At 72.0% G+C, this 20,949-nt stretch carries 20 protein-coding genes; 16 read left to right on the plus strand and 4 right to left on the minus strand.

Translation table 11 applies throughout. The annotated features are described in order from the left end of the window. Positions 1–52 precede the first annotated feature (52 nt). From J2N69_RS32715 to J2N69_RS32725, 3 genes are all read left to right on the plus strand, one after another. Positions 53–1,069: a GlxA family transcriptional regulator gene (locus J2N69_RS32715; protein ID WP_230903939.1), complete on the plus strand. Its 1,017-nt coding sequence runs from the start codon at positions 53–55 to the stop codon at positions 1,067–1,069. Positions 1,070–1,079: 10 nt separating this feature from the next. Further along, positions 1,080–1,712: a DJ-1/PfpI family protein gene (locus tag J2N69_RS32720; RefSeq protein ID WP_230903940.1), complete on the plus strand. Its 633-nt coding sequence runs from the start codon at positions 1,080–1,082 to the stop codon at positions 1,710–1,712. Between the two features lie 237 nt (positions 1,713–1,949). Then, a complete protein-coding gene (locus J2N69_RS32725; RefSeq protein ID WP_230903941.1) occupies positions 1,950–3,233 on the plus strand; it encodes an MFS transporter in 1,284 nt (427 codons plus the stop codon). Here the strand turns inward: J2N69_RS32725 and J2N69_RS32730 are convergent. Further along, positions 3,221–3,973, minus strand: a complete 753-nt coding sequence (locus tag J2N69_RS32730) for an enoyl-CoA hydratase/isomerase family protein (protein WP_230903942.1) — start codon at positions 3,971–3,973, stop codon at positions 3,221–3,223. The genes J2N69_RS32725 and J2N69_RS32730 overlap by 13 nt on opposite strands. 124 nt (positions 3,974–4,097) lie before the next feature. On the opposite strand from J2N69_RS32730, the gene J2N69_RS32735 reads away from it, so the two are divergent. Further along, entirely contained in the window at positions 4,098–4,724 is a 627-nt protein-coding gene (locus tag J2N69_RS32735; RefSeq protein ID WP_230904972.1) for an HdeD family acid-resistance protein, read from the plus strand. A 129-nt stretch (positions 4,725–4,853) separates the two neighbouring features. Beyond that, entirely contained in the window at positions 4,854–5,327 is a 474-nt protein-coding gene (locus J2N69_RS32740; RefSeq protein ID WP_127909549.1) for an ATP-binding protein, read from the plus strand. A 9-nt stretch (positions 5,328–5,336) separates the two neighbouring features. Here the strand turns inward: J2N69_RS32740 and idi are convergent, their stop codons facing one another. The 3 genes from idi to J2N69_RS32755 all read right to left on the minus strand — a co-directional run bounded on the left by idi (position 5,337) and on the right by J2N69_RS32755 (position 8,464). Further along, positions 5,337–5,930 (minus strand): isopentenyl-diphosphate Delta-isomerase, encoded by a 594-nt coding sequence (gene idi, locus J2N69_RS32745; protein WP_230903943.1) that lies wholly within the window; start codon positions 5,928–5,930, stop codon positions 5,337–5,339. 143 nt (positions 5,931–6,073) lie between these two features. After that, complete coding sequence (locus J2N69_RS32750; protein ID WP_230903944.1) at positions 6,074–7,336, minus strand: bifunctional class I SAM-dependent methyltransferase/N-acetyltransferase; 1,263 nt, start codon at positions 7,334–7,336, stop codon at positions 6,074–6,076. A gap of 189 nt (positions 7,337–7,525) precedes the next feature. Next, complete coding sequence (locus J2N69_RS32755) at positions 7,526–8,464, minus strand: cation diffusion facilitator family transporter (RefSeq protein WP_230903945.1); 939 nt, start codon at positions 8,462–8,464, stop codon at positions 7,526–7,528. A 478-nt stretch (positions 8,465–8,942) separates the two neighbouring features. On the opposite strand from J2N69_RS32755, the gene J2N69_RS32760 reads away from it, so the two are divergent. The 11 genes from J2N69_RS32760 (at position 8,943) to J2N69_RS32810 (ending at position 20,900) form a co-directional block, all read left to right on the plus strand. Next, entirely contained in the window at positions 8,943–10,730 is a 1,788-nt protein-coding gene (locus J2N69_RS32760; protein ID WP_230904973.1) for a DUF5941 domain-containing protein, read from the plus strand. Further along, positions 10,727–11,464: a phosphocholine cytidylyltransferase family protein gene (locus J2N69_RS32765; protein WP_230903946.1), complete on the plus strand. Its 738-nt coding sequence runs from the start codon at positions 10,727–10,729 to the stop codon at positions 11,462–11,464. Before J2N69_RS32760 ends, J2N69_RS32765 begins: the two co-directional genes overlap by 4 nt. Continuing rightward, positions 11,452–12,516, plus strand: a complete 1,065-nt coding sequence (locus J2N69_RS32770; RefSeq protein WP_230903947.1) for an iron-containing alcohol dehydrogenase family protein — start codon at positions 11,452–11,454, stop codon at positions 12,514–12,516. Before J2N69_RS32765 ends, J2N69_RS32770 begins: the two co-directional genes overlap by 13 nt. Then, positions 12,494–13,273: a CDP-alcohol phosphatidyltransferase family protein gene (locus tag J2N69_RS32775; RefSeq protein WP_230903948.1), complete on the plus strand. Its 780-nt coding sequence runs from the start codon at positions 12,494–12,496 to the stop codon at positions 13,271–13,273. Before J2N69_RS32770 ends, J2N69_RS32775 begins: the two co-directional genes overlap by 23 nt. Before the next feature lie 71 nt (positions 13,274–13,344). Beyond that, on the plus strand, positions 13,345–14,190 hold the full coding sequence (locus J2N69_RS32780; RefSeq protein WP_230904974.1) for a glycosyltransferase family 2 protein: 846 nt from the start codon (positions 13,345–13,347) through the stop codon (positions 14,188–14,190). A 95-nt stretch (positions 14,191–14,285) separates the two neighbouring features. Next, the gene (locus J2N69_RS32785; RefSeq protein ID WP_230903949.1) at positions 14,286–15,230 is read left to right on the plus strand and encodes an ABC transporter permease; all 945 of its coding nucleotides are present in this window, start codon (positions 14,286–14,288) and stop codon (positions 15,228–15,230) included. Further along, the gene (locus J2N69_RS32790) at positions 15,223–16,029 is read left to right on the plus strand and encodes an ABC transporter ATP-binding protein (RefSeq protein WP_175613564.1); all 807 of its coding nucleotides are present in this window, start codon (positions 15,223–15,225) and stop codon (positions 16,027–16,029) included. Before J2N69_RS32785 ends, J2N69_RS32790 begins: the two co-directional genes overlap by 8 nt. A 369-nt stretch (positions 16,030–16,398) precedes the next feature. After that, a complete protein-coding gene (hpnC, locus tag J2N69_RS32795) occupies positions 16,399–17,298 on the plus strand; it encodes a squalene synthase HpnC (protein WP_230903950.1) in 900 nt (299 codons plus the stop codon). Next, entirely contained in the window at positions 17,295–18,245 is a 951-nt protein-coding gene (gene hpnD, locus J2N69_RS32800; RefSeq protein ID WP_230903951.1) for a presqualene diphosphate synthase HpnD, read from the plus strand. Before hpnC ends, hpnD begins: the two co-directional genes overlap by 4 nt. Positions 18,246–18,342: 97 nt before the next feature. Further along, complete coding sequence (hpnE, locus tag J2N69_RS32805) at positions 18,343–19,764, plus strand: hydroxysqualene dehydroxylase HpnE (protein ID WP_408056841.1); 1,422 nt, start codon at positions 18,343–18,345, stop codon at positions 19,762–19,764. Next, positions 19,761–20,900: a polyprenyl synthetase family protein gene (locus J2N69_RS32810; RefSeq protein ID WP_392720411.1), complete on the plus strand. Its 1,140-nt coding sequence runs from the start codon at positions 19,761–19,763 to the stop codon at positions 20,898–20,900. The genes hpnE and J2N69_RS32810 overlap by 4 nt, the downstream gene beginning before the upstream one ends. Positions 20,901–20,949 lie beyond the last annotated feature (49 nt).

Consider the following 20,949-nt stretch of genomic DNA (forward strand, 5'->3'; position numbering starts at 1 on the left):
AGGTGGAGTACTCGTCATTGCGGCCGCCACCGGGGCGGCGAAGAATCGGGACATGGAACCGCGCACCGTCCTGGTCGTCCTCTTCGACGGAGTCCAGAGCCTCGACGTCACGGGCCCCGTGGAGGTCTTCACGGGCGCGACGCACTGCCTCGACGACGCCGACGGGGCCCACCGCGGATACGCCGTCCGCACCGCCTCCCTGGACGGCGCCCCCGTGCGGACATCCAGCGGTCTCACCCTCGTCCCGGACTCCGCGCTGGCCGACGCCCCCGCCCCGGACACGCTGCTCGTGCCGGGCGGCACGGCGACGCGTTCCCCGGACCCGGAGCTGACCGCCTGGCTGCGCGTCCACGGCCCCCGCGCCCGCCGTCTGGTGTCGGTCTGCACCGGTGCCATCCGGCTCGCGGAGGCGGGCCTCCTGGAGGGCCGCAGGGCGACGACGCACTGGGCGTACTGCGACAAGCTCGCCAAGGACCACCCCGGCGTCGAGGTCGACCCGGAACCGATCTACGTGCGCGACGGCCACGTCGCGACGTCCGCCGGGGTCACCGCCGGCATCGACCTCGCCCTGGCGCTCGTGGAGGAGGACCTGGGCCGCGCGGTGGCGCTGACCGTCGCCCGGCACCTGGTCGTCTTCCTGCGCCGCCCGGGAAACCAGGCGCAGTTCAGCGTCCAGCTCTCCGCCCAGACGGCGCGGCGCGAACCGCTGCGCGAGGTCCAGCAGTGGATCACCGAGCATCCGGCGGACGACCTGTCGGTGGGCGCGCTCGCCGCCCGCGCCCGCCTCTCGCCCCGCCACTTCGCCCGCGCCTTCCAGGCCGAGACCGGCCTGACACCGGGCACGTACGTCGAGCGCGTCCGCGTCGAACATGCCCGCAGGCTCCTGGAGGACACCTCCGACGGGGTGGCGGAGGCGTCACGCGCGTGCGGCTACGGCACACCGGAGGCCATGCGCCGCGCCTTCCTCAAGGCGCTCGGCACGGCGCCCGCGGAGTACCGCCGCCGCTTCCACCCCGTCCCGGCGCCCGCCCCCGCGACCGGCACGTCCACCACTCACCCGCACCGATGAGGAGAGACACATGCAGATAGCGATCGCCCTCTACGAACGCTTCACCTCCCTCGACGCGATCGGCCCGTACCAGACGCTGAAGAGCCTCCCCGGCGCCGAGACCGTCTTCGTCGCCGAACAGGCGGGCCCCGTGCGCGACGAGAGCGGCACCCTCGCGCTCGTCGCCGACAAGTCCTTCGCCGAGGTCCGGCGTCCCGACATCGTCGTCGTCCCCGGCGGCCCCGGGCAGAGCGACCAGATGGAGAACGAACCGCTCCTCGACTGGCTCCGGGCCGTCGACGCCACCACGACCTGGACGACCTCCGTGTGCACCGGCTCCCTGGCGCTCGCCGCCGCCGGCCTCCTCAAGGGCCGCCGCGCCACCTCGCACTGGCTCGCCCTGCCGGAGCTGGACCGGCTGGGCGCGCGGTCGACGGGGGAGCGGGTCGTCTTCGACGGGAAGTACGTCACCGGGGCCGGTGTCTCGGCGGGCATCGACATGGGCCTCACGCTGGCCGGCAAGATCGCGGGCGACGACCACGCGCGGGTCGTCCAGCTCATGACCGAGTACGACCCGCAGCCGCCCTACGACGCCGGTTCCCCGGAGAAGGCCCCCGCGCACCTCGTGGCGGTCTGCCGCGACCGGAGCCGCGCCGAACAGTGACAACCGCCTTTCGCGGCGGGCTCTTCGCGGCCTAGGGTGCGTGGAGACCAAGTGACGTACGAGGAGCCAGACATGCCCGGTCGCCCGAGCGCGCGTTGACGTCGTAGGCCCTGACCGGCCTGTCATCGCGTGCTGCCCCGAGACGCGGCACAGCGAGCCTTTCCCCGCCCGCACCGCCCGCGCGCCTCGTGCGCGCGGGCGTGGCGGGTCCCGTCGCCTGTGTTCCCAGGGGTCCGTGTGCCGCCCACCTCCTCCGACGTACCTGCCGCATCCAACGCGCCCCAGCTGTGGCGCCACCCTGATTTCCGCCGCCTCTGGCTGGGCCAGACCGCCTCCCAGCTGGGCGAACACGCCACCCTCGTGGTGCTGCCGCTCTTCGCCGTCCTGACCCTCGACGTCGGCGCCGATCAGCTGGGCGTCCTGCGCGCCGTGGGCCAGGCGCCGGTCCTGCTGCTCTCGCTCCTCGTGGGCGCGTGGGTGGACAGGTGGCGCACGCGCACCGTGATGGTGTGGGCGGACGCGGGCCGGGCCCTGGTCCTGGGCGCCGCCACCGTGCTCGCCCTCTGCGGAGGGCTCGGGCTGCCCGCGCTCCTCGTGGCGGCCTTCGCCGTCGGCGCCCTGTCCGTGTTCTTCGACGTGGCCTACCAGTCCTCGCTCGTACGCCTGGTGAGGCGCGATCAGCTGGTACGGGGCAACAGCGCCCTGGAGGGGAGCCGGTCCGCCGCGCAGATCGGCGGCCCCGCCCTCGGTGGGGCGCTGGTGTCACAGCTGTCGGTGCCGGTCGCCGCCGTTTCCAGCGCGCTGTTCTTCGTCCTGTCGTTCCTGTCGATCCGGTGCATCCGCCGCGGCGAACCGGTCCAGGAGCGCTCGGCCCGCCCCGCCCGGACGGGGTGGCGGATCGTGGAGGGCCTCCGCTTCGTCGCCGCGGGCCCGCTGCGGGCCGTCTGTCTGGCCTCGGCCGCCTTCCAGTTCTTCTTCGCGGCCATGATGACCGTCTACCTGCTCTTCCTCCCCAGGGAACTGCACGTGACAGGGGCCGTCGTCGGGCTCGTGCTGGCGGCGACGGGGCCGGGCGCGCTCCTCGGCTCGGTGCTGGCCGCCCGCCTGCCGGGCCGGTTCGGCCACGGGCCGGTACTGGTGACCGCGGCGGCGCTCGGCGACGGTGTGCTGCTGTGTGTGCCCGCGCTGCACGGCTCCTCGGCGCTGACCCTGGCCGCGCTCCTCGCGGTCAACCTCGTGTTCGGGACCTTCGGTCAACTGGTGAACGTCACGGTGACGGCGGTGCGCCAGGCCCTCACTCCGGCCGGGACGCAGGGGCGCGCCGCCGCGACGATCACCTTCGTCGGCATGGGGATGGCCCCCCTCGGCTCCCTGCTCGGCGGGTTCCTCGCGCAGGAGTGGGGCCTGCGCACCGCCCTCCTGGTGACGGCCGCGGGCATGCTGCTCTCCCCCGTACTGATGGCCGCGTCCCCGCTCGCCCGCCTGGGCCCGGTGCTCGAAAGCCCCGCTCAGTCGGCCTGAACGCTCCACGTGAACCGGGGCTGTCTGCGCTCCAGGAAGGCGGCGACCCCCTCGACGGTGTCGCCGCTGCCGCGTGCCTGGTCCCTCCAGTACGCCTCCCGGCCGGTGTGCCCCGCGGCGAACTCCTTGGCCGCCGCCTGCGTCAGCTGGGAGCGCGAGGCGAGCGTCCGGGCGAACTCCGAGACGCGCTTGCCCAGCTCGCCCGCGGGCAGCACCTCGTCCACCAGGCCGGTGCGCAGCGCCCGCTCGGCACCGATCAACTCGCCCGAGAAGAGGAGGTACTTGGCGGTGGCGGGCCCCACCAGCGAGACGAGGCGCCGGGTGGACGACGCCGAGTAGACGATCCCGAGCTTGGCCGGAGTGATCCCGAAAGAGGCGCCCTTGTCCGCGAAGCGCAGGTCGCAGGCCCCGGCCAGCTGGCAGCCGCCGCCCACGCAGTACCCCCGCACCGCGGCGAGCGTCGGCTTGGGGAAGGCCGCGAGCGCCTCCTCGGCCCGTACCGCCAGGTCCTGTGCCGTCTGCGCCGACTCCCGCAGCGAGGAGATGTCCGCGCCCGCGCAGAAGGTGCCGCCCTCGCCGGTGAGCACGACGACGTGTACGGCCGGGTCGGCGGCCAGCCCCGCGAACAGGGGCGGCACCTGGCGCCACATGGCCTCGGTCATGGCGTTGCGCTTGGCCGGATGATCGATGACGACGGTGGCGACGCCGTCCGCGACGGTGTGCCTCAGCTGGGGCTCCATGCGCCGGATGCTATCCGCACTCCTCGAACGTACGATCAAGAAGGGGAGGTCGGCCAGGCCCACCATGGCCCGGGCGGCTCTGCCGAGCGATACGGAGACGCTGATGGCCAGACGCAAGGACCCCATGTCCCCGAGGCGGGGGAGTGTGACGACGCAGACGCAGGGCAAGCGGCTGAGCCGCAGCTTCGGCTGGCTCGCCGTGCTGGGCGTGGTCCTGGCGGTCGCCGGGATCATCGGCCTCGTCTACACCGGCCTCGCCACGCTGACCTCGATGCTGCTGTTCGGCTGGCTCCTGCTGGTCGGCGGCCTGGTCGGCCTGCTGCACGCCGTCCAGTCGCGCGGCAGCAGCTTCTTCTGGCTGGGCGTGGTGGTCGCGGCGCTGAACCTCGCGGCGGGCGTCGTGATCATCCGCAGGCCGGAAGTGGCGGCGGAGGCGCTGACCATGTTCGCGGCGCTGCTCTTCCTCACGGGCGGGGTGTTCCGCCTGGTCGGCAGCCTGGTGGTGCGCGGCCCGCAGTTCGGCTGGACGCTGGTGCAGGGTGCCTTCGGGCTCCTGCTCGGCATCCTCGTCCTCGCGGAATGGCCCAGCAGCAGCCAGTACGTCATCGGCTGCTTCTTCTCCCTGGCCCTGCTCTTCGACGGTCTGGGGCTGATCGCCACCGGCGTCGGAGGCCGCGGGATCGTCAACCTCGTACAACCTGAAGAAACCGGGAAGAGTGAACAAAGGGGACAGGATCAGTCGTACAACTGACGCTGTCATACTCCGCCGATCAAATCCCGTCGATAATCGCTGACTTCTAGTCAGTGGCGCGGTCCGAACCAGTGCGTTACCAACACTCGATGTGTGGTGACAATCGAGCGTGAGGGCGGCGACCGGACGATGGAGAACCACGGGAGGGGGCCAGGCCCGCTTCCCCGGGGCGAGGCACAGGTGCCGTACGAAGGGGTGTGGCGCTTCACCGCCCCCTCTGTCGACGCCTCCGTCCCCCAGGCGCGGCACGCGGTGCGCGACCTGCTGGCCCGGCAGGGCGTACCGGCGTCGGACGAGCTGATCCAGGGGCTGTTGCTCATCGTCTCGGAGCTGGTCACCAATGTGGTGCGGCACGCCGCGCTGCTCTCGCCGATGCTCGCGGTGGAGGTCGCGGTCGGCGCCGAGTGGGTGCGGGTCTCCGTCGAGGACAACCACCCCTACCGCCCGACGGCCCTGGTGGCGGACCACGGGCAGACCGGCGGCCGCGGCCTCCTCCTCGTCCGCGAGATCACGCAGGAGGCGGGCGGCGCCTGCGAGGTCGAGCACACCGCGAGCGGGGGCAAGGTCATCTGGGCGGCCCTGCCCCTCAAGCCCGGCGGCTAGCCGCCGGCGCTACCAGCCGGCTGAGGGGCCCGTCAGCTCCTTGATGGCGGGCCGCGCCGCGTCGAGCACCGTCATGAACCACGCGGAGAACGGCTCCTTCTCGTGCCGGGCCGCCAGCTCCTCGGCCGTCACGAACGCGGTCCCACCGACCTCGGAGGGGTCCGGGCGCAGCGGCGACTGGACCATCCCCACGAAGAGGTGGTTGAACTCCTGCTCGACCAGACCCGAGTCCGGGTCCGGGTGGTTGTAGCGCACGGTGCCCGCCTCGGCGAGCAGCGACGGCGACACCCCCAGCTCCTCGTGCGTACGCCGGGCGGCCGCGGCGAACGGCGCCTCGCCCGGGTAGGGGTGGCCGCAGCAGGTGTTCGACCAGACGCCGGGGGAGTGGTACTTGCCGGCGGCGCGCTGCTGGAGCAGCAGCCGCCCCTGCTCGTCGAAGAGGAAAACGGAGAACGCCCGGTGCAACTGCCCGGGCGCCTGGTGAGCGGAGAGTTTCTCCGCTGTGCCGATCGTCCTGCCGTCCTCGTCGACGAGTTCGAGCAAGATCGCTTCTCCGGTGCCGTTCGACGAGCTGTTCGCCGCGGTGGCAGGTGTGATCGGCATACCCATCCTTCGCTTCGGTCTTCAGGCCTCAAGTCTGCCGTACGTTCCGGACACTCCAGGCACACCGGGGGCCGCATGTCCCGGCGCCGGGAAGCACGCCGGGACATGCGGGACCGGACGCCACCCGGGCGCCCGGAGGGGTCTCAGACCCCGAAAGCGGCCGGATACCTGATCGTGCCCCGCGGCAGCGGCTCGGAATCACCGGTCCCGTTCAGGACAAGGGCCATCATGGCCTCGTCGGGAACCTCGAACCCTGGCCTGATCCCGTACCCCGAAGCGGGCTCGAAACCGAACCTCGGGTAGTACGCGGGATGCCCCAGCACGAGGACCAGCCGCTCCCCACGCGCGCGTGCCGCGTCCAGCACCGCGCGGACGACGGCCGATCCCGCCCCCGTCCGCTGGTGTTCCGGCAGTACGGCGACGGGCGCGAGGGCCAGCGCGGGCGCCCCGCCCACCCGGCAGCGGGTGAGCAGCGCGTACGCCGCGACGGAGCCGTCCGGTGCCTCCGCGACGTACGACAGGCCGGGCAGCCAGGCCTCCGGGTCCGCGCGCAGCGCGTCCACGAGGTCGGCCTCCGCCCCGGTCTCGAACGCCGCGCGGTTCACGGCGTGCACCGCGGCCGCGTCGGCGCCGGTCTCCGGGCGCGTCGGCCAGGAGCCGGGGCCGACGGGGCGCAGGACGTAGCCGGTGTAGCCGTACTCCGCCCCGTGCTCGCGCCGCATCGCGATCTCCTCGCGCGTGGCGGCGAGCGCCTCGGCCATCCCGGGCGAGGCGGGGTCGGCGGCGTCCGCGCGGGCGGCCAGCGGCCCGTAGTACTCCTCCCAGTCGGACTCGGGCTGCCGGTGCACGCCGAGCACGGAGTACCCGGCGGCGGTGGCGGCCCGGGCGTTCTCCTCGCCGGTACGCAGCGTGTAGTGCCGCGCCCAGAAGGCGCGCGCGGCGGCGGACGGCTCGGCGGTCGTCCACTCGCACTCGGTGACGACGAGCGTCCCGCCGGGCGCGAGCAGCCGGCGCCAGGCACGCAGGGCCTTGTCGAAGCCGACGGCGTAGGCCGAACTCTCGGCCCATACGAGGTCGAACGACCCGTCCGCGTAGGGGAGTTGGGCCATGTCGGCCTTGACGGGGGTGATCGAACCGGCGAGCCCGCGCGCCTTCGCGGACGCGCGGAGTTCGTCGAGGAACGGCTCGTGCAGATCGACGGCGGCCACCTCGGCCCCCGCCTCGGCGGCGAGCAGGAGCGCGGCCCGGCCGGGCCCGCACCCCAGGTCCAGCACCTGGGGGTGCTCGGGCAGCGCCCCCGCCAGGGAGAGCAGCCGCCGGGTGGTGTCGTCGGAGCCGGGGCCCTGCCGGGGAAGGCCGTGGTGCAGGGCGAAGAAGGCGTCGGTGATCGAAGCGTTGTCGGTCAACGTGGGAAACCCTTGAGTGAGGGGCCCGCGGACATACGTACGTACGAAAGGGTCCGGAGACGGACGACGAACGTCAGGCGCGAGCCCGGGAAGTGGGGATGCACGTGGCGCCGCGCGGAGCAGCGTCGGCCGCGACAGTCATCAACCCACCTCCTGGAGGAACTCAGAGTCAGGGCCACCGTAACACCGTCAGTGGCAGAGCTTCGCCTCGTGTTCCGCGTGACCGCTCGGCTCCAGCTGGAACGTGCAGTGCTCCACGTCGAAGTGGTCGCCCAGGCAGCCCTGGAGTTCGTGGAGCATCTTCTCGTGGCCGATGGAGTCGAGGTGGTCGGTGCTGACGACGACGTGCGCGGAGAGCACCGGCAGGCCCGAGGTGATCGTCCAGGCGTGCAGGTCGTGGACGTCCTCGACGCCCGGCAGATCGAGTATGTGGGCCCGCACCTCGGCCATGTCGACGCCCTTGGGGGCCGACTCCAGCAGGACGTTCAGGGTCTCCTTCAGGAGCTTGACCGTGCGCGGCACGATCATGACGCCGATGACCAGCGAGGCGATCGGGTCCGCGGCCTGCCAGCCGGTGAGCATGATGACGGTCGCCGAGACGATCACCGTCACGGAGCCGAGGGTGTCCGCCACGACCTCCAGGAAGGCGCCGCGCACGTTGAGGCTCTCCTTCTGGCCGCGCATCAGCAGCGACAGGGAGATCATGTTCGCCACCAGGCCGAAGGCGCCGAAGAAGACGGCGATGCCACCCTGGGTCTCGGCGGGCGTGACGAACCGCTCGACGGCCTCGTACAGGACGTAGCCGCCCACGCCGAGCAGCAGCAGACAGTTGGCGAGCGCGGCGAGTATCTCGGCGCGGGCGTAGCCGAAGGTGCGGTTCTCGGTGGGCGGCCTGTTCGCGAAGTGGATGGCGAGCAGGGCCATGCCCAGCCCCAGCGCGTCCGTCGCCATGTGCGCCGCGTCCGCGATGAGCGCGAGCGAATCCGCCAGGAGGCCACCCGCGATCTGCGCGAACATCACGGTGATCGTGATGGCCAGGGCCATCCGCAGCCGCCCCTTGTGGGCCTGGGCCGCCGTGCCCGTCGCCGCTGCCCCGTGTGTGTGTCCGTGATCGTGCCCAGCCCCCATGGAGCCCGCCTCCCGCGTCGGTGATCGGTCTGCTGTTCGGTCGTCGCGCGCCCACAGTGAACTACGGGTGGGGGGTATCTGGCAACGCGGCACTGAACACCGTTGTCATCTGCTCTGACCTGCGAAAATGGCAACGATTGCCGTCAAGGGAAGGGTGCAGGTCAGCCATGTCCGCCGCGTCGGAGGCGACCCTGAACGCCCCCGAGTCATGGGCGCTCACCCCAAGTCGAACGCTATGGGGGCAAGCCGGGCGTGAGCCGGGTGCGGTTTGGAGGGGCGGGCCCCCATCCACCATGATGATCGCGAAGGCCGAGGCCCTCGCAGGCCGCCCTTATCGGGGCGTGAACGGGTGGTGAACGCCCGCTTCTCATCATCCGATAGCCTCTGCCGACGTGCCGCCCGGCCGCCATGGCCAGGGGCGCCCCCCTTACGCACGTGCCCGGCGCGAGCCGCGCCGGGAATCAAGGAGTGAGTTCGTCTGTCGACCGCCATCGTCACCGGTCAGCCGGTCCCCGGGTCGCCGCTCGAAGGCGATCTGCGGTCCCTCGGCTTCGACGTGCGGGTCGCCTCCGACGCGGCGGACGTGGCGACGCTGCTCGCCGCCGTGCCGGGTGACCAGCGGATCGCCGTCGTCGACGCCCGCTTCGTCGGTCACCTCCACGCGCTGCGCCTGGCGCTCACCGACCCCCGCTTCGCCGCCTCCGCGGTACCCGGCGCCGTCACGGCCAAGCCGGAGGCCCGCAAGGCCCTCACCCACGCGCTGCCGTCGAACACCGGGGACACGGACCCGCTCCCCGACGCCATCGCGACGGCCATGGAGTCCGGGGCCACGGACGTCCACCGCCCCGAACTCGGCACTCTCGTCGCCACCGTCCCCACCGACCCCCAGACCCGCAACGAAGCGCGCCAGGCCGTCGCCGCCGTCGACGACGAAGCCGTCCGCCTGCGCACCGCGGTCAAGTCGCGGGACGGCTTCTTCACGACGTACTGCATCTCGCCGTATTCGCGCTACATCGCCCGCTGGTGCGCCCGCCGGGGGCTGACCCCGAACCAGGTCACCACCGCCTCGCTGCTCACCGCCCTGATCGCGGCGGGCTGCGCGGCGACCGGGACGCGCGGCGGCTTCGTCGCCGCCGGTCTGCTGCTGATCCTCTCCTTCGTCCTGGACTGCACCGACGGACAGCTCGCCCGCTACTCCCTCCAGTACTCGACGCTCGGCGCCTGGCTCGACGCGACGTTCGACCGCGCCAAGGAGTACGCCTACTACGCGGGGCTCGCGCTCGGCGCGGCCCGCGGCGGGGACGACGTATGGGCGCTCGCGCTCGGCGCGATGGTGCTCCAGACCTGCCGGCACGTCGTCGACTTCTCCTTCAACGAGGCGAACCACGACGCCACCGCCAACACCAGCCCCACCGCCGCCCTCTCCGACAAGCTCGACAGCGTCGGATGGACGGTGTGGGTGCGCCGGATGATCGTGCTACCCATCGGCGAGCGCTGGGCGCTGATCGCCGTGCTCACCGCGGTCACCACCCCCCGCATCACGCTCGTCGTCCTGCTCATCGGCTGCGCGCTCGCCGCCTGCTACACCACGGCGGGCCGCGTCCTGCGCTCGCTGACCCGCAAGGCCACCCGCACCGACCGCGCCGCGACGGCACTGGCCGACCTCGCGGACAACGGCCCCCTGGCCTCGGCGTTCTCCGCCCTCAGGCCGCGGGTGACCTGGCTGCGGCCCGCCCCGGTGCTGGCCTTCGTCGGCGGCGCCGGGCTCATCGGCACGGCGTTGAGCAACTCCTACGGCGGCCCCGCGGTCGTGGCCGCCGCCGCGCTGTACATCGCCCTGTCGGGCCTCGCCCTGGTCATGCCCCTCAAGGCCCCCCTGGACTGGCTGGTCCCGCCGTTCTTCCGCGCCGCCGAGTACGGCACGATCCTGGTCCTGGCGGCCAAAGCGGACGTGAACGGGGCGCTTCCGGCGGCTTTCGGACTGGTGGCCGCGGTCGCCTACCATCACTACGACACGGTGTACCGCATCAAGGGCGGTACCGGCGCGCCGCCGGCCTGGCTGGTGCGCGCGATCGGCGGCCAGGAGGGCAGGGCCCTCGTGGTCGCGGTGGCAGCGGCCCTGCTGCCCGCCACAGATTTCACCGTCGCGCTCACGGCACTCGCCGTGGCCGTGGCACTCGTGGTGCTCGTCGAGAGCATCCACTTCTGGGTGACCGCTCACAAGCGCGGCGCACCCGCCGTACACGATGAAGGAGAACCCGCATGATCGGCCTCGTGCTGGCGGCCGGCGCCGGACGGCGTCTTCGCCCTTACACGGACACCCTGCCCAAGGCCCTGGTGCCCGTCGACGGCGACACGACCATCCTCGACCTGACGCTCGGCAACTTCGCGGAGATCGGTCTGACCGAGGTCGCGATCATCGTCGGCTACAAGAAGGAGGCCGTGTACGAGCGCAAGGCGGCCCTGGAGGCGAAGTACGGCCTCAAGCTGACGCTGATCGACAACGACAAGGCCGAGGAGTGGAACAACGCCTACTCCCTGTGGTGCGGCCGTGACGCCATCAAGCACGACGTGATCCTCGCCAACGGCGACACCGTGCACCCGGTCTCCGTCGAGAAGACGCTGCTCGCCGCCCGCGGCAACGGCCAGAAGATCATCCTCGCCCTCGACACGGTGAAGCAGCTCGCCGACGAGGAGATGAAGGTCATCGTCGACGACGCCAAGGGCGTCCAGCGCATCACCAAGCTGATGGACCCCGCCGAGGCCACCGGCGAGTACATCGGCGTCACCCTCATCGAGGGCTCCGCCGCCGACGAGCTGGCCGACGCCCTGAAGACGACCTTCGAGCGCGACCCCGACCTCTACTACGAGGACGGCTACCAGGAGCTGGTCAACCGCGGCTTCAAGGTCGACGTGGCCCCGATCGGTGACGTCAAGTGGGTCGAGATCGACAACCACGACGACCTCGCCAAGGGCCGGGAGATCGCGTGCCAGTACTGACGAGGCTCATCCCCTCGCCGGTCGTCGTCGACATCCGGCCGGGGGCGCTCAACGACCTGGCCGGCGTCCTCGCCGACCAGCGGATCTGCTCGTCGACCGGCAAGCTCGCCATCGCCATCAGCGGTGGCTCCGGTGCGGTCCTGCGCGACCGCCTCATGCCGTCGCTGCCCGGCGCCGAGTGGTTCGAGGTCGGCGGTGGCACCCTCGATGACGCCATCAAGCTCGCCGACGCCATGAAGAAGGGCCGCTACGACGCGGTCGTCGGCCTCGGCGGCGGCAAGATCATCGACTGCGCCAAGTTCGCCGCGGCGCGCGTGGGCCTGCCGCTGGTCGCCGTCGCGACGAACCTGTCGCACGACGGCCTCTGCTCGCCCGTCGCGACCCTCGACAACGACGCGGGCCGCGGCTCGTACGGCGTCCCGAACCCCATCGCGGTCGTCATCGACCTCGACGTGATCCGTGAGGCGCCCGTCCGGTTCGTCCGCTCCGGCATCGGCGACGCCCTCTCCAACATCTCGGCGATCCGGGACTGGGAGCTGGCCGCCCGGGAGCGCGGCGAGGACATAGACGGCCTGGCGGCCGCCATGGCCCGCCAGGCAGGCGAGGCCGTCCTGCGCCACCCCGGCGGGGTCGGCGACGACGGCTTCCTCCAGGTCCTTGCCGAAGGCCTGGTCCTCACCGGCATCGCGATGTCCGTGTCGGGCGACTCCCGCCCGGCGTCCGGCGCCTGCCACGAGATCAACCACGCCTTCGACCTCCTCTACCCCAAGCGTGCCGCCAGCCACGGCGAGCAGTGCGGCCTCGGCGCGGCCTTCGCGATGCACCTGCGCGGTGCCCGCGAGGAGTCCGCGTACATGGCCCAGGTGCTGCGCCGCCACGGCCTGCCCGTGCTGCCGGAGGAGATCGGCTTCACCGTGGAGGAGTTCGTGAAGGTCGTGGAGTTCGCTCCGCAGACCCGCCCGGGCCGCTACACGATCCTGGAACACCTCGACCTGTCCACCGACCAGATCAGGGACGCATACGCCGACTATGCAAAAGCCATCGGTAGCTGAGCTGCGCCCGGTCGTTCACCCCCCGGGGGTGAAGGACCGGCGCAGCGGCGAACACTGGGCCGGCCGGCTCTACATGCGCGAGGTCTCCCTGCGCATCGACCGGCACCTGGTGAACACGCGGGTCACGCCCAACCAGCTGACCTACGTGATGACCGTCGCCGGCGCCCTCGCCGCCCCGGCCCTGCTGGTGCCGGGGATCACGGGCGCCGTGCTCGGCGTGCTCGCGGTCCAGCTCTACCTGCTGCTCGACTGCGTCGACGGCGAGATCGCCCGCTGGAAGAAGCAGTACTCGATGGCGGGCGTCTACCTCGACCGCGTCGCCGCCTACCTGTGCGACGCCGCGGTCCTGGTCGGCTTCGGCCTGCGCGCCGCCGACCTGTGGGGCAGCGGACGCATCGACTGGCTGTGGGCCTTCCTCGGCACCCTGGCCGCCCTCGGCGCGATCCTGATCAAGGCCGAGACCGACCTCGTCGGCGTCGCCCGCCACCAGACGGGCAAGGAGCCGGTCAAGGAGTCGGCGTCCGAACCGCGCTCCTCCGGGATGGCGCTGGCCCGCAAGGCGGCCGCCGCGCTGAAGTTCCACCGGCTGATCCTCGGCGTCGAGGCGTCCCTGCTCATCCTCGTCCTCGCGGTCGTGGACCAGGCCCGGGGCGACCTGTTCTTCTCGCGCGTGGGCGTCGCGGTCCTCGCGGGCATCGCGATGCTCCAGACCCTGCTCCACCTCGTGTCCATCCTCGTATCGAGCAGGTTGAAGTGAGCACCCCGAGCATCCCGAGCACGTCCGGCACCGCGGCACAGAAGCTGAAGGTCGGCGCCGTCGTCATCACGATGGGCAACCGGCCGCAGGAGCTGCGCGCCCTCCTCGACTCGGTCGCCAAGCAGGACGGCGACCCGGTCGAGGTGGTCGTGATCGGCAACGGCGCCCCGGTGCCGGACGTCCCGGACGGCGTCCGCACGGTCGAACTGCCCGAGAACCTCGGCATCCCCGGCGGCCGCAACGTCGGCATCGAGGCCTTCGGCCCCGGCGGCACCGACGTCGACATCCTGCTCTTCCTGGACGACGACGGCCTGCTGGCGAACACGGACACGGCCCAGCTGTGCCGCGAGGCCTTCGCCGCCGACCCGGAGCTCGGCATCATCAGCTTCCGCATCGCCGATCCGGACACGGGCGTCACCCAGCGGCGCCACGTGCCGCGGCTGCGGGCCTCCGACCCGATGCGCTCCTCGCGTGTGACGACGTTCCTCGGCGGCGCCAACGCCGTGCGGACGAAGGTCATCGCCGAGGTCGGCCCGCTGCCCGGCGAGTTCTTCTACGCCCACGAGGAGACCGACCTCGCCTGGCGCGCCCTGAACGCGGGCTGGATGATCGACTACCGGTCCGACATGGTGCTCCTGCACCCCACGACCGCCCCCTCCCGCCACGCGGTCTACCACCGCATGGTGGCCCGCAACCGCGTCTGGCTGGCCCGCCGCAACCTCCCCGCGCCGCTCGTCCCGGTCTACCTGGGCGTCTGGCTGCTCCTCACCCTCGCCCGCCGCCCCTCGGGACCTGCGCTGAAGGCGTGGTTCGGCGGCTTCAAGGAGGGCTGGACGACGCCGTGCGGCCCGCGTACGCCGATGAAGTGGCGTACGGTGTGGCGGCTGACGCGACTGGGCCGCCCTCCTGTCATCTGACAAGCTCGGATCTGAGAGCATCTGGGCCATACCCCGGTCCCTGGCCCACGCCTACGCCCGACCGGCTGCGCTTCTGAAGACGAAAGTTTCCACTCGTGAGTGAGACAACGCATGACGGTGGAGTCGCGGTGACAGCATCCCCGTCGACACCGCCGCCCGATGACGGGCTCTCCCGCGCCGAACTCGCCGCCAAGTACGGTCTGACCGTCAGCGGCGCACGGCCCGGACTTTTCGAGTACGTCCGCCAGCTCTGGGGACGGCGCCACTTCATCATCGCCTTCTCCCAGGCGAAGCTGACCGCGCAGTACAGCCAGGCGAAGCTCGGCCAGCTGTGGCAGGTCGCGACACCGCTCCTGAACGCGCTGGTCTACTTCCTGATCTTCGGCCTGATCCTGGAGGCCGACCGGGGCTTCGAGCGCGAGGTCTACATCCCGTTCCTGGTCACGGGCGTCTTCGTCTTCACCTTCACGCAGAGTTCGGTGATGGCGGGCGTCCGGTCGATCTCGGGCAACCTCGGCCTGGTGCGCGCGCTGCACTTCCCGCGCGCCTCGCTGCCGGTCTCGTTCTCGCTCCAGCAGCTCCAGCAGCTGCTCTTCTCGATGATCGTGCTGTTCGTCATCACGATCGGCTTCGGCAGCTACCCGAAGCTGTCGTGGCTCCTGATCGTCCCGGTCCTGGTGCTGCAGTTCCTCTTCAACACCGGCCTCGCGATGATCATGGCAAGGCTGGGCAGCAAGACCCCCGACCTCGCGCAGCTGATGCCGTTCGTGATGCGCACGTGGATGTACGCGTCCGGCGTGATGTTCTCCATCCCCGTCATGCTCCAGGACAAGCCGGCCTGGATCGCGGACGTGCTCCAGTGGAACCCGGCCGCCATCTACATGGACCTGATGCGGTTCGCGCTGATCGACGGCTACGGCGAGAAGTACCTGCCGATGGGACAGTGGGCCTGGGCCATCGCGGCGGGCTGGGCCGTGCTGCTCGCCGTCGGCGGCTTCGTGTACTTCTGGAAGGCTGAGGAGCGGTACGGCCGTGGCTGACGACAAAACGACCCTCGACAAGGCTCCCGAAGCCTCCCAGGGGCACATCCCCACCGTCATCGCCGACGAGCTGCACATCGTGTACCGCGTCAACGGCGCGAAGACGGGCAAGGGCAGCGCCACCTCCGCGCTGAGCCGCATCCTCAGGCGCGGCGAGGAGCGCGGCGTGCGCAAGGTGCACGCCGTGCGCGGCGTCAGCTTCACCGCCTACCGCGGCGAGGCGATCGGTCTGATCGGCTCGAACGGTTCGGGCAAGTCCACCCTGCTGCGCGCCATCGCGGGACTGCTACCCGCCGAGAAGGGCAAGGTCTACACCGACGGCCAGCCCTCGCTGCTCGGCGTGAACGCGGCCCTGATGAACGACCTGACGGGCGAGCGCAACGTCATCCTCGGCGGACTCGCGATGGGCATGTCCCGCGAGCAGATCAAGGAGCGCTACGAGGAGATCGTCGACTTCTCCGGGATCAACGAGAAGGGCGACTTCATCACCCTGCCGATGCGGACGTACTCCTCCGGCATGGCGGCCCGCCTGCGGTTCTCCATCGCCGCGGCCAAGGACCACGACGTCCTCATGATCGACGAGGCCCTGGCCACCGGCGACCGCAAGTTCCAGAAGCGCTCCGAGGCCCGCATCCGGGAGCTGCGCAAGGAGGCCGGCACGGTCTTCCTCGTCAGCCACAACAACAAGTCCATCCGCGACACCTGCGACCGCGTGCTCTGGCTGGAACGCGGCGAACTGCGTATGGACGGGCCCACCGACGAGGTCATCAAGGAGTACGAGAAGTTCACGGGCAAGTAGCCCGGTCGCGCACGGGCGAGTAGCCCGTTTGCGCCATCGCCGACGTACTCGTTCGGCGGCAGGGCCCCGCGGGGATCTTTCCCGCGGGGCCCTGCCGTGTCTCCGGTCCCGCCGCGCCCCACCGGAATCTCAACTCGGCGGCGTGCGGGGAAGGTTGACGCCGATCGGTGCGTTGTTGTGATGTGCCGAACACCCCGACGATGCGTGCGGGGTTGTACAACGTAAGCTGTACCGGTGCTGATTCGCGGCAAGTGGGGCGAAATGGCACGGCGCCCCGGCCGGGCCACGGCCCGTCTCGGCCAGGGCTGGGCGGCGTGTCCGAAATAGGATGTATTGGGTCGGCAGTGTAGAACGGGAGATGTGACGGCAATGGCTACGGATGATCTCCAGTTCCGCGATGCGTCCGCCGTCCTCGACAAGGCCGCGCACGAGAACTTCCCCGTGGCCCCTTTCTTCCTGCCCCGGTCCTGGCGCGAGGAGCTGATGGCCGTCTACGGCGTCGTGCGGCTCATCGACGACATCGGCGACAGCGACCTCGCCCCCGGAGCCGGGCACGCCCACTGGCTGGGCGTGGACCCGGCCGACGCCCGCGACCCGCTGCGGCTGCTCGACGCCGTCGAGGCCGACCTGGGCACGCTCTTCGCGGGTGGCGCGGCCGGCCACCCGCTGATCCGGGCGCTGGCGCCGGCGGCCGAACGCGGTGTCCTCACCCCCGAGCCCTTCCTCGCCCTGATCGCCGCCAACCGCCAGGACCAGCACGTCTCCCGCTACGAGACCTACGACGACCTCGTCGCGTACTGCGCGCTCTCGGCGAACCCCATCGGCCGCCTCGTCCTCGCCATCACCGGCACCGCGACCCCCGAACGGCTCCGCCGCTCGGACGCCGTCTGCACCGCCCTTCAGATCGTCGAGCACATCCAGGACGTCGCCGAGGATCTGCGGCGCGACCGCATCTACCTGCCCACCGAGGACATGTCGCTCTTCCACGTCAGCGAGGCCGACCTGGCCGCGCCCACAGCAGGCGCATCGGCGCGCGCACTGATCGCATACGAAACGGAACGCGCCCGTTGCCTCCTGAATGAAGGCACCCCCCTGGTGGGTAGCGTCCACGGCAGGCTGAAGCTGCTGCTGGCCGGTTTCGTGGCAGGGGGAAGGGCCGCGGTCCAGGCGATCGTCGCCGCCGGACACGACGTGCTTCCCGGTCCGCCCAAGCCCACCAAGCTCCGCCTGGTGCGCGAGGCGGGGGCGGTTCTGCGAGGAGAGGGGTGAGCCGGGCCGTGGAGTCGGATCAGCACGTGCCGGCGCCGGTACTCGCCGCGTACAGCTACTGCGAGACCGTCACCGGGCAGCAGGCGCGGAACTTCGCGTACGGCATCAGGCTGCTGCCCGCGCCCAAGCGACGCGCCATGTCCGCGCTGTACGCCCTCTCCCGTCGCGTCGACGACATCGGCGACGGCGCGCTCGCGCCGCAGGTCAAGGCCGAGCGGCTCGACGACACCCGCAAGCTCCTCGCCCGCATCCGCGAGGGCGGCGTGGCCGAGGACGACACCGACCCGGTGGCGGTCGCCCTGTCGCACGCCGCCACGCACTTCCCCATCCCGATGGGCGGCCTCGACGAACTCATCGACGGCGTCCTGATGGACGTACGCGGCGAGACCTACGAGACCTGGGACGACCTGAAGGAGTACTGCCGCTGCGTCGCCGGAGCGATCGGGCGGCTCTCCCTCGGCGTGTTCGGCACGGAGCGGGGGGCGCACCACGCCGAGCGCGCGCCGGAGTACGCCGACACGCTGGGCCTCGCACTCCAACTCACCAACATTCTCCGGGACGTTCGCGAGGACGCCGAAGGCGGGCGGACCTACCTGCCCGCCGAGGACCTCGCGAAATTCGGCTGCGCCGCCGGGTTCTCCGGCGCCGAGCCGCCCGCCGGCTCCGACTTCGCGGGCCTCGTCCACTTCGAGGTCCGCCGCGCCCGCGCCCTGTTCGCCGAGGGCTACCGGCTGCTTCCCCTGCTGGACCGGCGCAGCGGCGCCTGCGTCGCCGCCATGGCCGGCATCTACCGCCGCCTCCTCGACCGCATCGAGCGGGAACCGGAGGCCGTCCTGCGCGGCCGCGTCTCCCTGCCGGGCCACGAGAAGGCGTACGTCGCCGTGCGCGGCCTGTCCGGCCTCGACGCGCGGAACGTCTCACGGCAGACCGTCAGGAGGCGCGTGTGATGCGCGACCGGTGTCTCCCGACGACCCCCGCGGACGGGCGGGCAACCCTCCGCGCCGAGGCCGCGTCCCAGACTGCGACGGCCGAGAAGGAGGGCGCGTGAAGAGCGACGACGTGCGGCCCGAAAGGACCGCGGACGCCGAAGGCCGCCCTGGTGGGGCGGCCGCCGTGGTGATCGGCGGCGGACTCGCCGGCATCACCGCCGCCCTCTCCCTGGCCGACGCCGGGCTGCGCGTGACGCTGCTCGAAGGGCGGCCGCGCCTCGGCGGCCTCGCGTTCTCCTTCCGCCGCGGCGAGCTGACCGTCGACAACGGCCAGCACGTCTACCTGCGCTGCTGCACGGCCTACCGATGGTTCCTCGACCGGGTCGGGGGCGCCCATCTCGCCCCCCTGCAGGACCGCCTCGACGTGCCCGTGCTCGACGCCGACCGGGGCCGGCTCGGACGGCTGCGGCGCACCGCGCTGCCCGTGCCGCTGCACCTGGCGGCGAGCCTCGCCACGTACCCGCATCTGTCGGTCGCCGAGCGCGCCCAGGTCGGGCGCGCCGCGCTCGCGCTCAAGGGGCTCGATCCGGCCGACCCGGTGCTCGACGGCCAGGACTTCGGCAGCTGGCTCGCCGGGCACGGCCAGTCGGCGCGCGCCATCGAGGCGCTGTGGGACCTCGTGGGCGTCGCCACGCTCAACGCCGTCGCGGGCGACGCCTCGCTCGGGCTCGCCGCGATGGTGTTCAAGACCGGGCTGCTCTCCGACCCGGGCGCCGCCGACATCGGCTGGTCCCGGGTGCCGCTGGGCGAGCTGCACGACACGCTGGCCCGCAAGGCGCTCGACTCGGCGGGCGTGCGCACCGAACTGCGGGCCCGGGTCACCTCCGTCTCCCGTACGGGGAACGGCGGTTGGCGCGCGGAGACGCCCGGCGAGGCCATCGACGCCGACACCGTCGTCCTCGCCGTGCCGCAGCACGAGGCGCACGACCTGCTCCCGGACGGCGCGCTCGACCAGCCCGACCGGCTCCTCGACATCGACAACGCCCCGATCCTCAACGTCCACGTCGTCTACGACAGAAAGGTGCTGAAGCGGCCGTTCTTCGCCGCCCTCGGCACACCCGTCCAGTGGGTCTTCGACCGGACCGAGGCCTCCGGCCTCACCGACGGGCAGTACCTCGCGCTCTCGCAGTCCGCCGCGCACGACGAGATCGACGCGCCCGTCGCCGCCCTGCGCGAGCGCTACCTGCCCGAGCTGGAGCGGCTGCTGCCCGCCGCGCACGGCGCGCGGGTGCGGGACTTCTTCGTGACCCGCGAGCGCACGGCCACCTTCGCCCCCACCCCCGGGGTCGGCCGGCTGCGGCCCGGGGCCCGCACCAAGGCACCCGGCCTCTACCTCGCGGGCGCGTGGACCGCCACCGGCTGGCCCGCGACCATGGAAAGCGCCGTACGCAGCGGCATCAGCGCGGCCGAAGCCGCCCTCTGTGCCCTCGACCGCCCCCGCGGCCACCTCTTCGCATTCGAGGAGGCGGCGGCGTGAAGCTCGACTTCCTGGGGTCAGGTCCCCAGCGAATCCGCACCGGAACAACCGGAACCAGAGGAGAAACTGTGCCAACTGTGCCCACGGCCGAAACGGCTGCCGACACGGTGGACGTGACCTCACTGCTCGAACGCGGAAGGACCCTGGCCACCCCGGTGCTGCGGGCCGCCGTGGACCGCCTCGCGCCCCCCATGGACACCGTCGCCGCCTACCACTTCGGCTGGATCGACGCCGCGGGCAACCCGTCCGACGGCGACGGCGGCAAGGCCGTGCGTCCCGCGCTCGCCCTGCTCTCCGCCGAGGCCGCGGGCGCGGCCCCCGAGGTCGGCGTCCCCGGAGCGGTCGCCGTCGAACTCGTGCACAACTTCTCGCTGCTGCACGACGACCTGATGGACGGCGACGAGCAGCGCCGCCACCGCGACACCGTGTGGAAGGTGCACGGTCCCGCACAGGCCATCCTCGTCGGCGACGCCCTCTTCGCCCTCGCCAACGAGATCCTCCTGGAGATCGGCACCGTCGAGGCGGGCCGCGCCACGCGCCGCCTCACCACCGCCAGCCGCGCCCTGATCGACGGCCAGGCGCAGGACATCTCCTACGAGCACCGCGAGCGGGTCACCGTCGAGGAGTGCCTGGAGATGGAGGGCAACAAGACCGGCGCCCTGCTCGCCTGCGCCGTCTCCATCGGCGCCGTCCTCGGCGGCGCGGACGACCGCACCGCCGACACCCTGGAGAAGTACGGCTACCACCTCGGCCTCGCCTTCCAGGCCGTCGACGACCTGCTCGGCATCTGGGGCGACCCGGACGCCACCGGCAAGCAGACGTGGAGCGATCTGCGTCAGCGCAAGAAGTCCCTGCCCGTCGTCGCCGCGCTCGCCGCGGGCGGCCCCGCCTCCGAGCGCCTCGGCGAACTGCTCGCCGCCGACGCCAAGAGCAGTGACTTCGACAGCTTCTCCGAGGAGGAGTTCGCCGCGCGCGCCGCCCTGATCGAAGAGGCCGGGGGACGCGCGTGGACCGCCGAGGAGGCCCGGCGCCAGCACACCATCGCCATCGAGGCGCTGGACACCGTCCAGATGCCGGACCGGGTGCGGGCGCAGCTCGTCGCGCTCGCCGACTTCGTCGTCGTACGAAAGAGATGATCACTATCACCCGTATATGACTCGCAGTCGCCGGCCGGCGCCCAGCGCG

Origin of the sequence: Streptomyces huasconensis (assembly GCF_021028635.1) — a bacterium.
GTDB classification, from domain to species: Bacteria; Actinomycetota; Actinomycetes; order Streptomycetales; family Streptomycetaceae; genus Streptomyces; species Streptomyces huasconensis.

What these genes read in the sequence shown, in the direction of transcription:
- J2N69_RS32755 (WP_230903945.1), bottom strand. Translation starts at nt 8,464, where the DNA reads ATGGGGGCTGGGCACGATCACGGACACACACACGGGGCAGCGGCGACG.
- idi (WP_230903943.1), bottom strand. Translation starts at nt 5,930, where the DNA reads ATGCCGATCACACCTGCCACCGCGGCGAACAGCTCGTCGAACGGCACC.
- J2N69_RS32730 (WP_230903942.1), bottom strand. Translation starts at nt 3,973, where the DNA reads ATGGAGCCCCAGCTGAGGCACACCGTCGCGGACGGCGTCGCCACCGTC.
- J2N69_RS32780 (WP_230904974.1), top strand. Translation starts at nt 13,345, where the DNA reads ATGGGCAACCGGCCGCAGGAGCTGCGCGCCCTCCTCGACTCGGTCGCC.
- J2N69_RS32775 (WP_230903948.1), top strand. Translation starts at nt 12,494, where the DNA reads ATGCAAAAGCCATCGGTAGCTGAGCTGCGCCCGGTCGTTCACCCCCCG.
- J2N69_RS32720 (WP_230903940.1), top strand. Translation starts at nt 1,080, where the DNA reads ATGCAGATAGCGATCGCCCTCTACGAACGCTTCACCTCCCTCGACGCG.
- J2N69_RS32715 (WP_230903939.1), top strand. Translation starts at nt 53, where the DNA reads ATGGAACCGCGCACCGTCCTGGTCGTCCTCTTCGACGGAGTCCAGAGC.
- J2N69_RS32740 (WP_127909549.1), top strand. Translation starts at nt 4,854, where the DNA reads ATGGAGAACCACGGGAGGGGGCCAGGCCCGCTTCCCCGGGGCGAGGCA.
- hpnC (WP_230903950.1), top strand. Translation starts at nt 16,399, where the DNA reads ATGGCTACGGATGATCTCCAGTTCCGCGATGCGTCCGCCGTCCTCGAC.
- J2N69_RS32765 (WP_230903946.1), top strand. Translation starts at nt 10,727, where the DNA reads ATGATCGGCCTCGTGCTGGCGGCCGGCGCCGGACGGCGTCTTCGCCCT.
- J2N69_RS32735 (WP_230904972.1), top strand. Translation starts at nt 4,098, where the DNA reads ATGTCCCCGAGGCGGGGGAGTGTGACGACGCAGACGCAGGGCAAGCGG.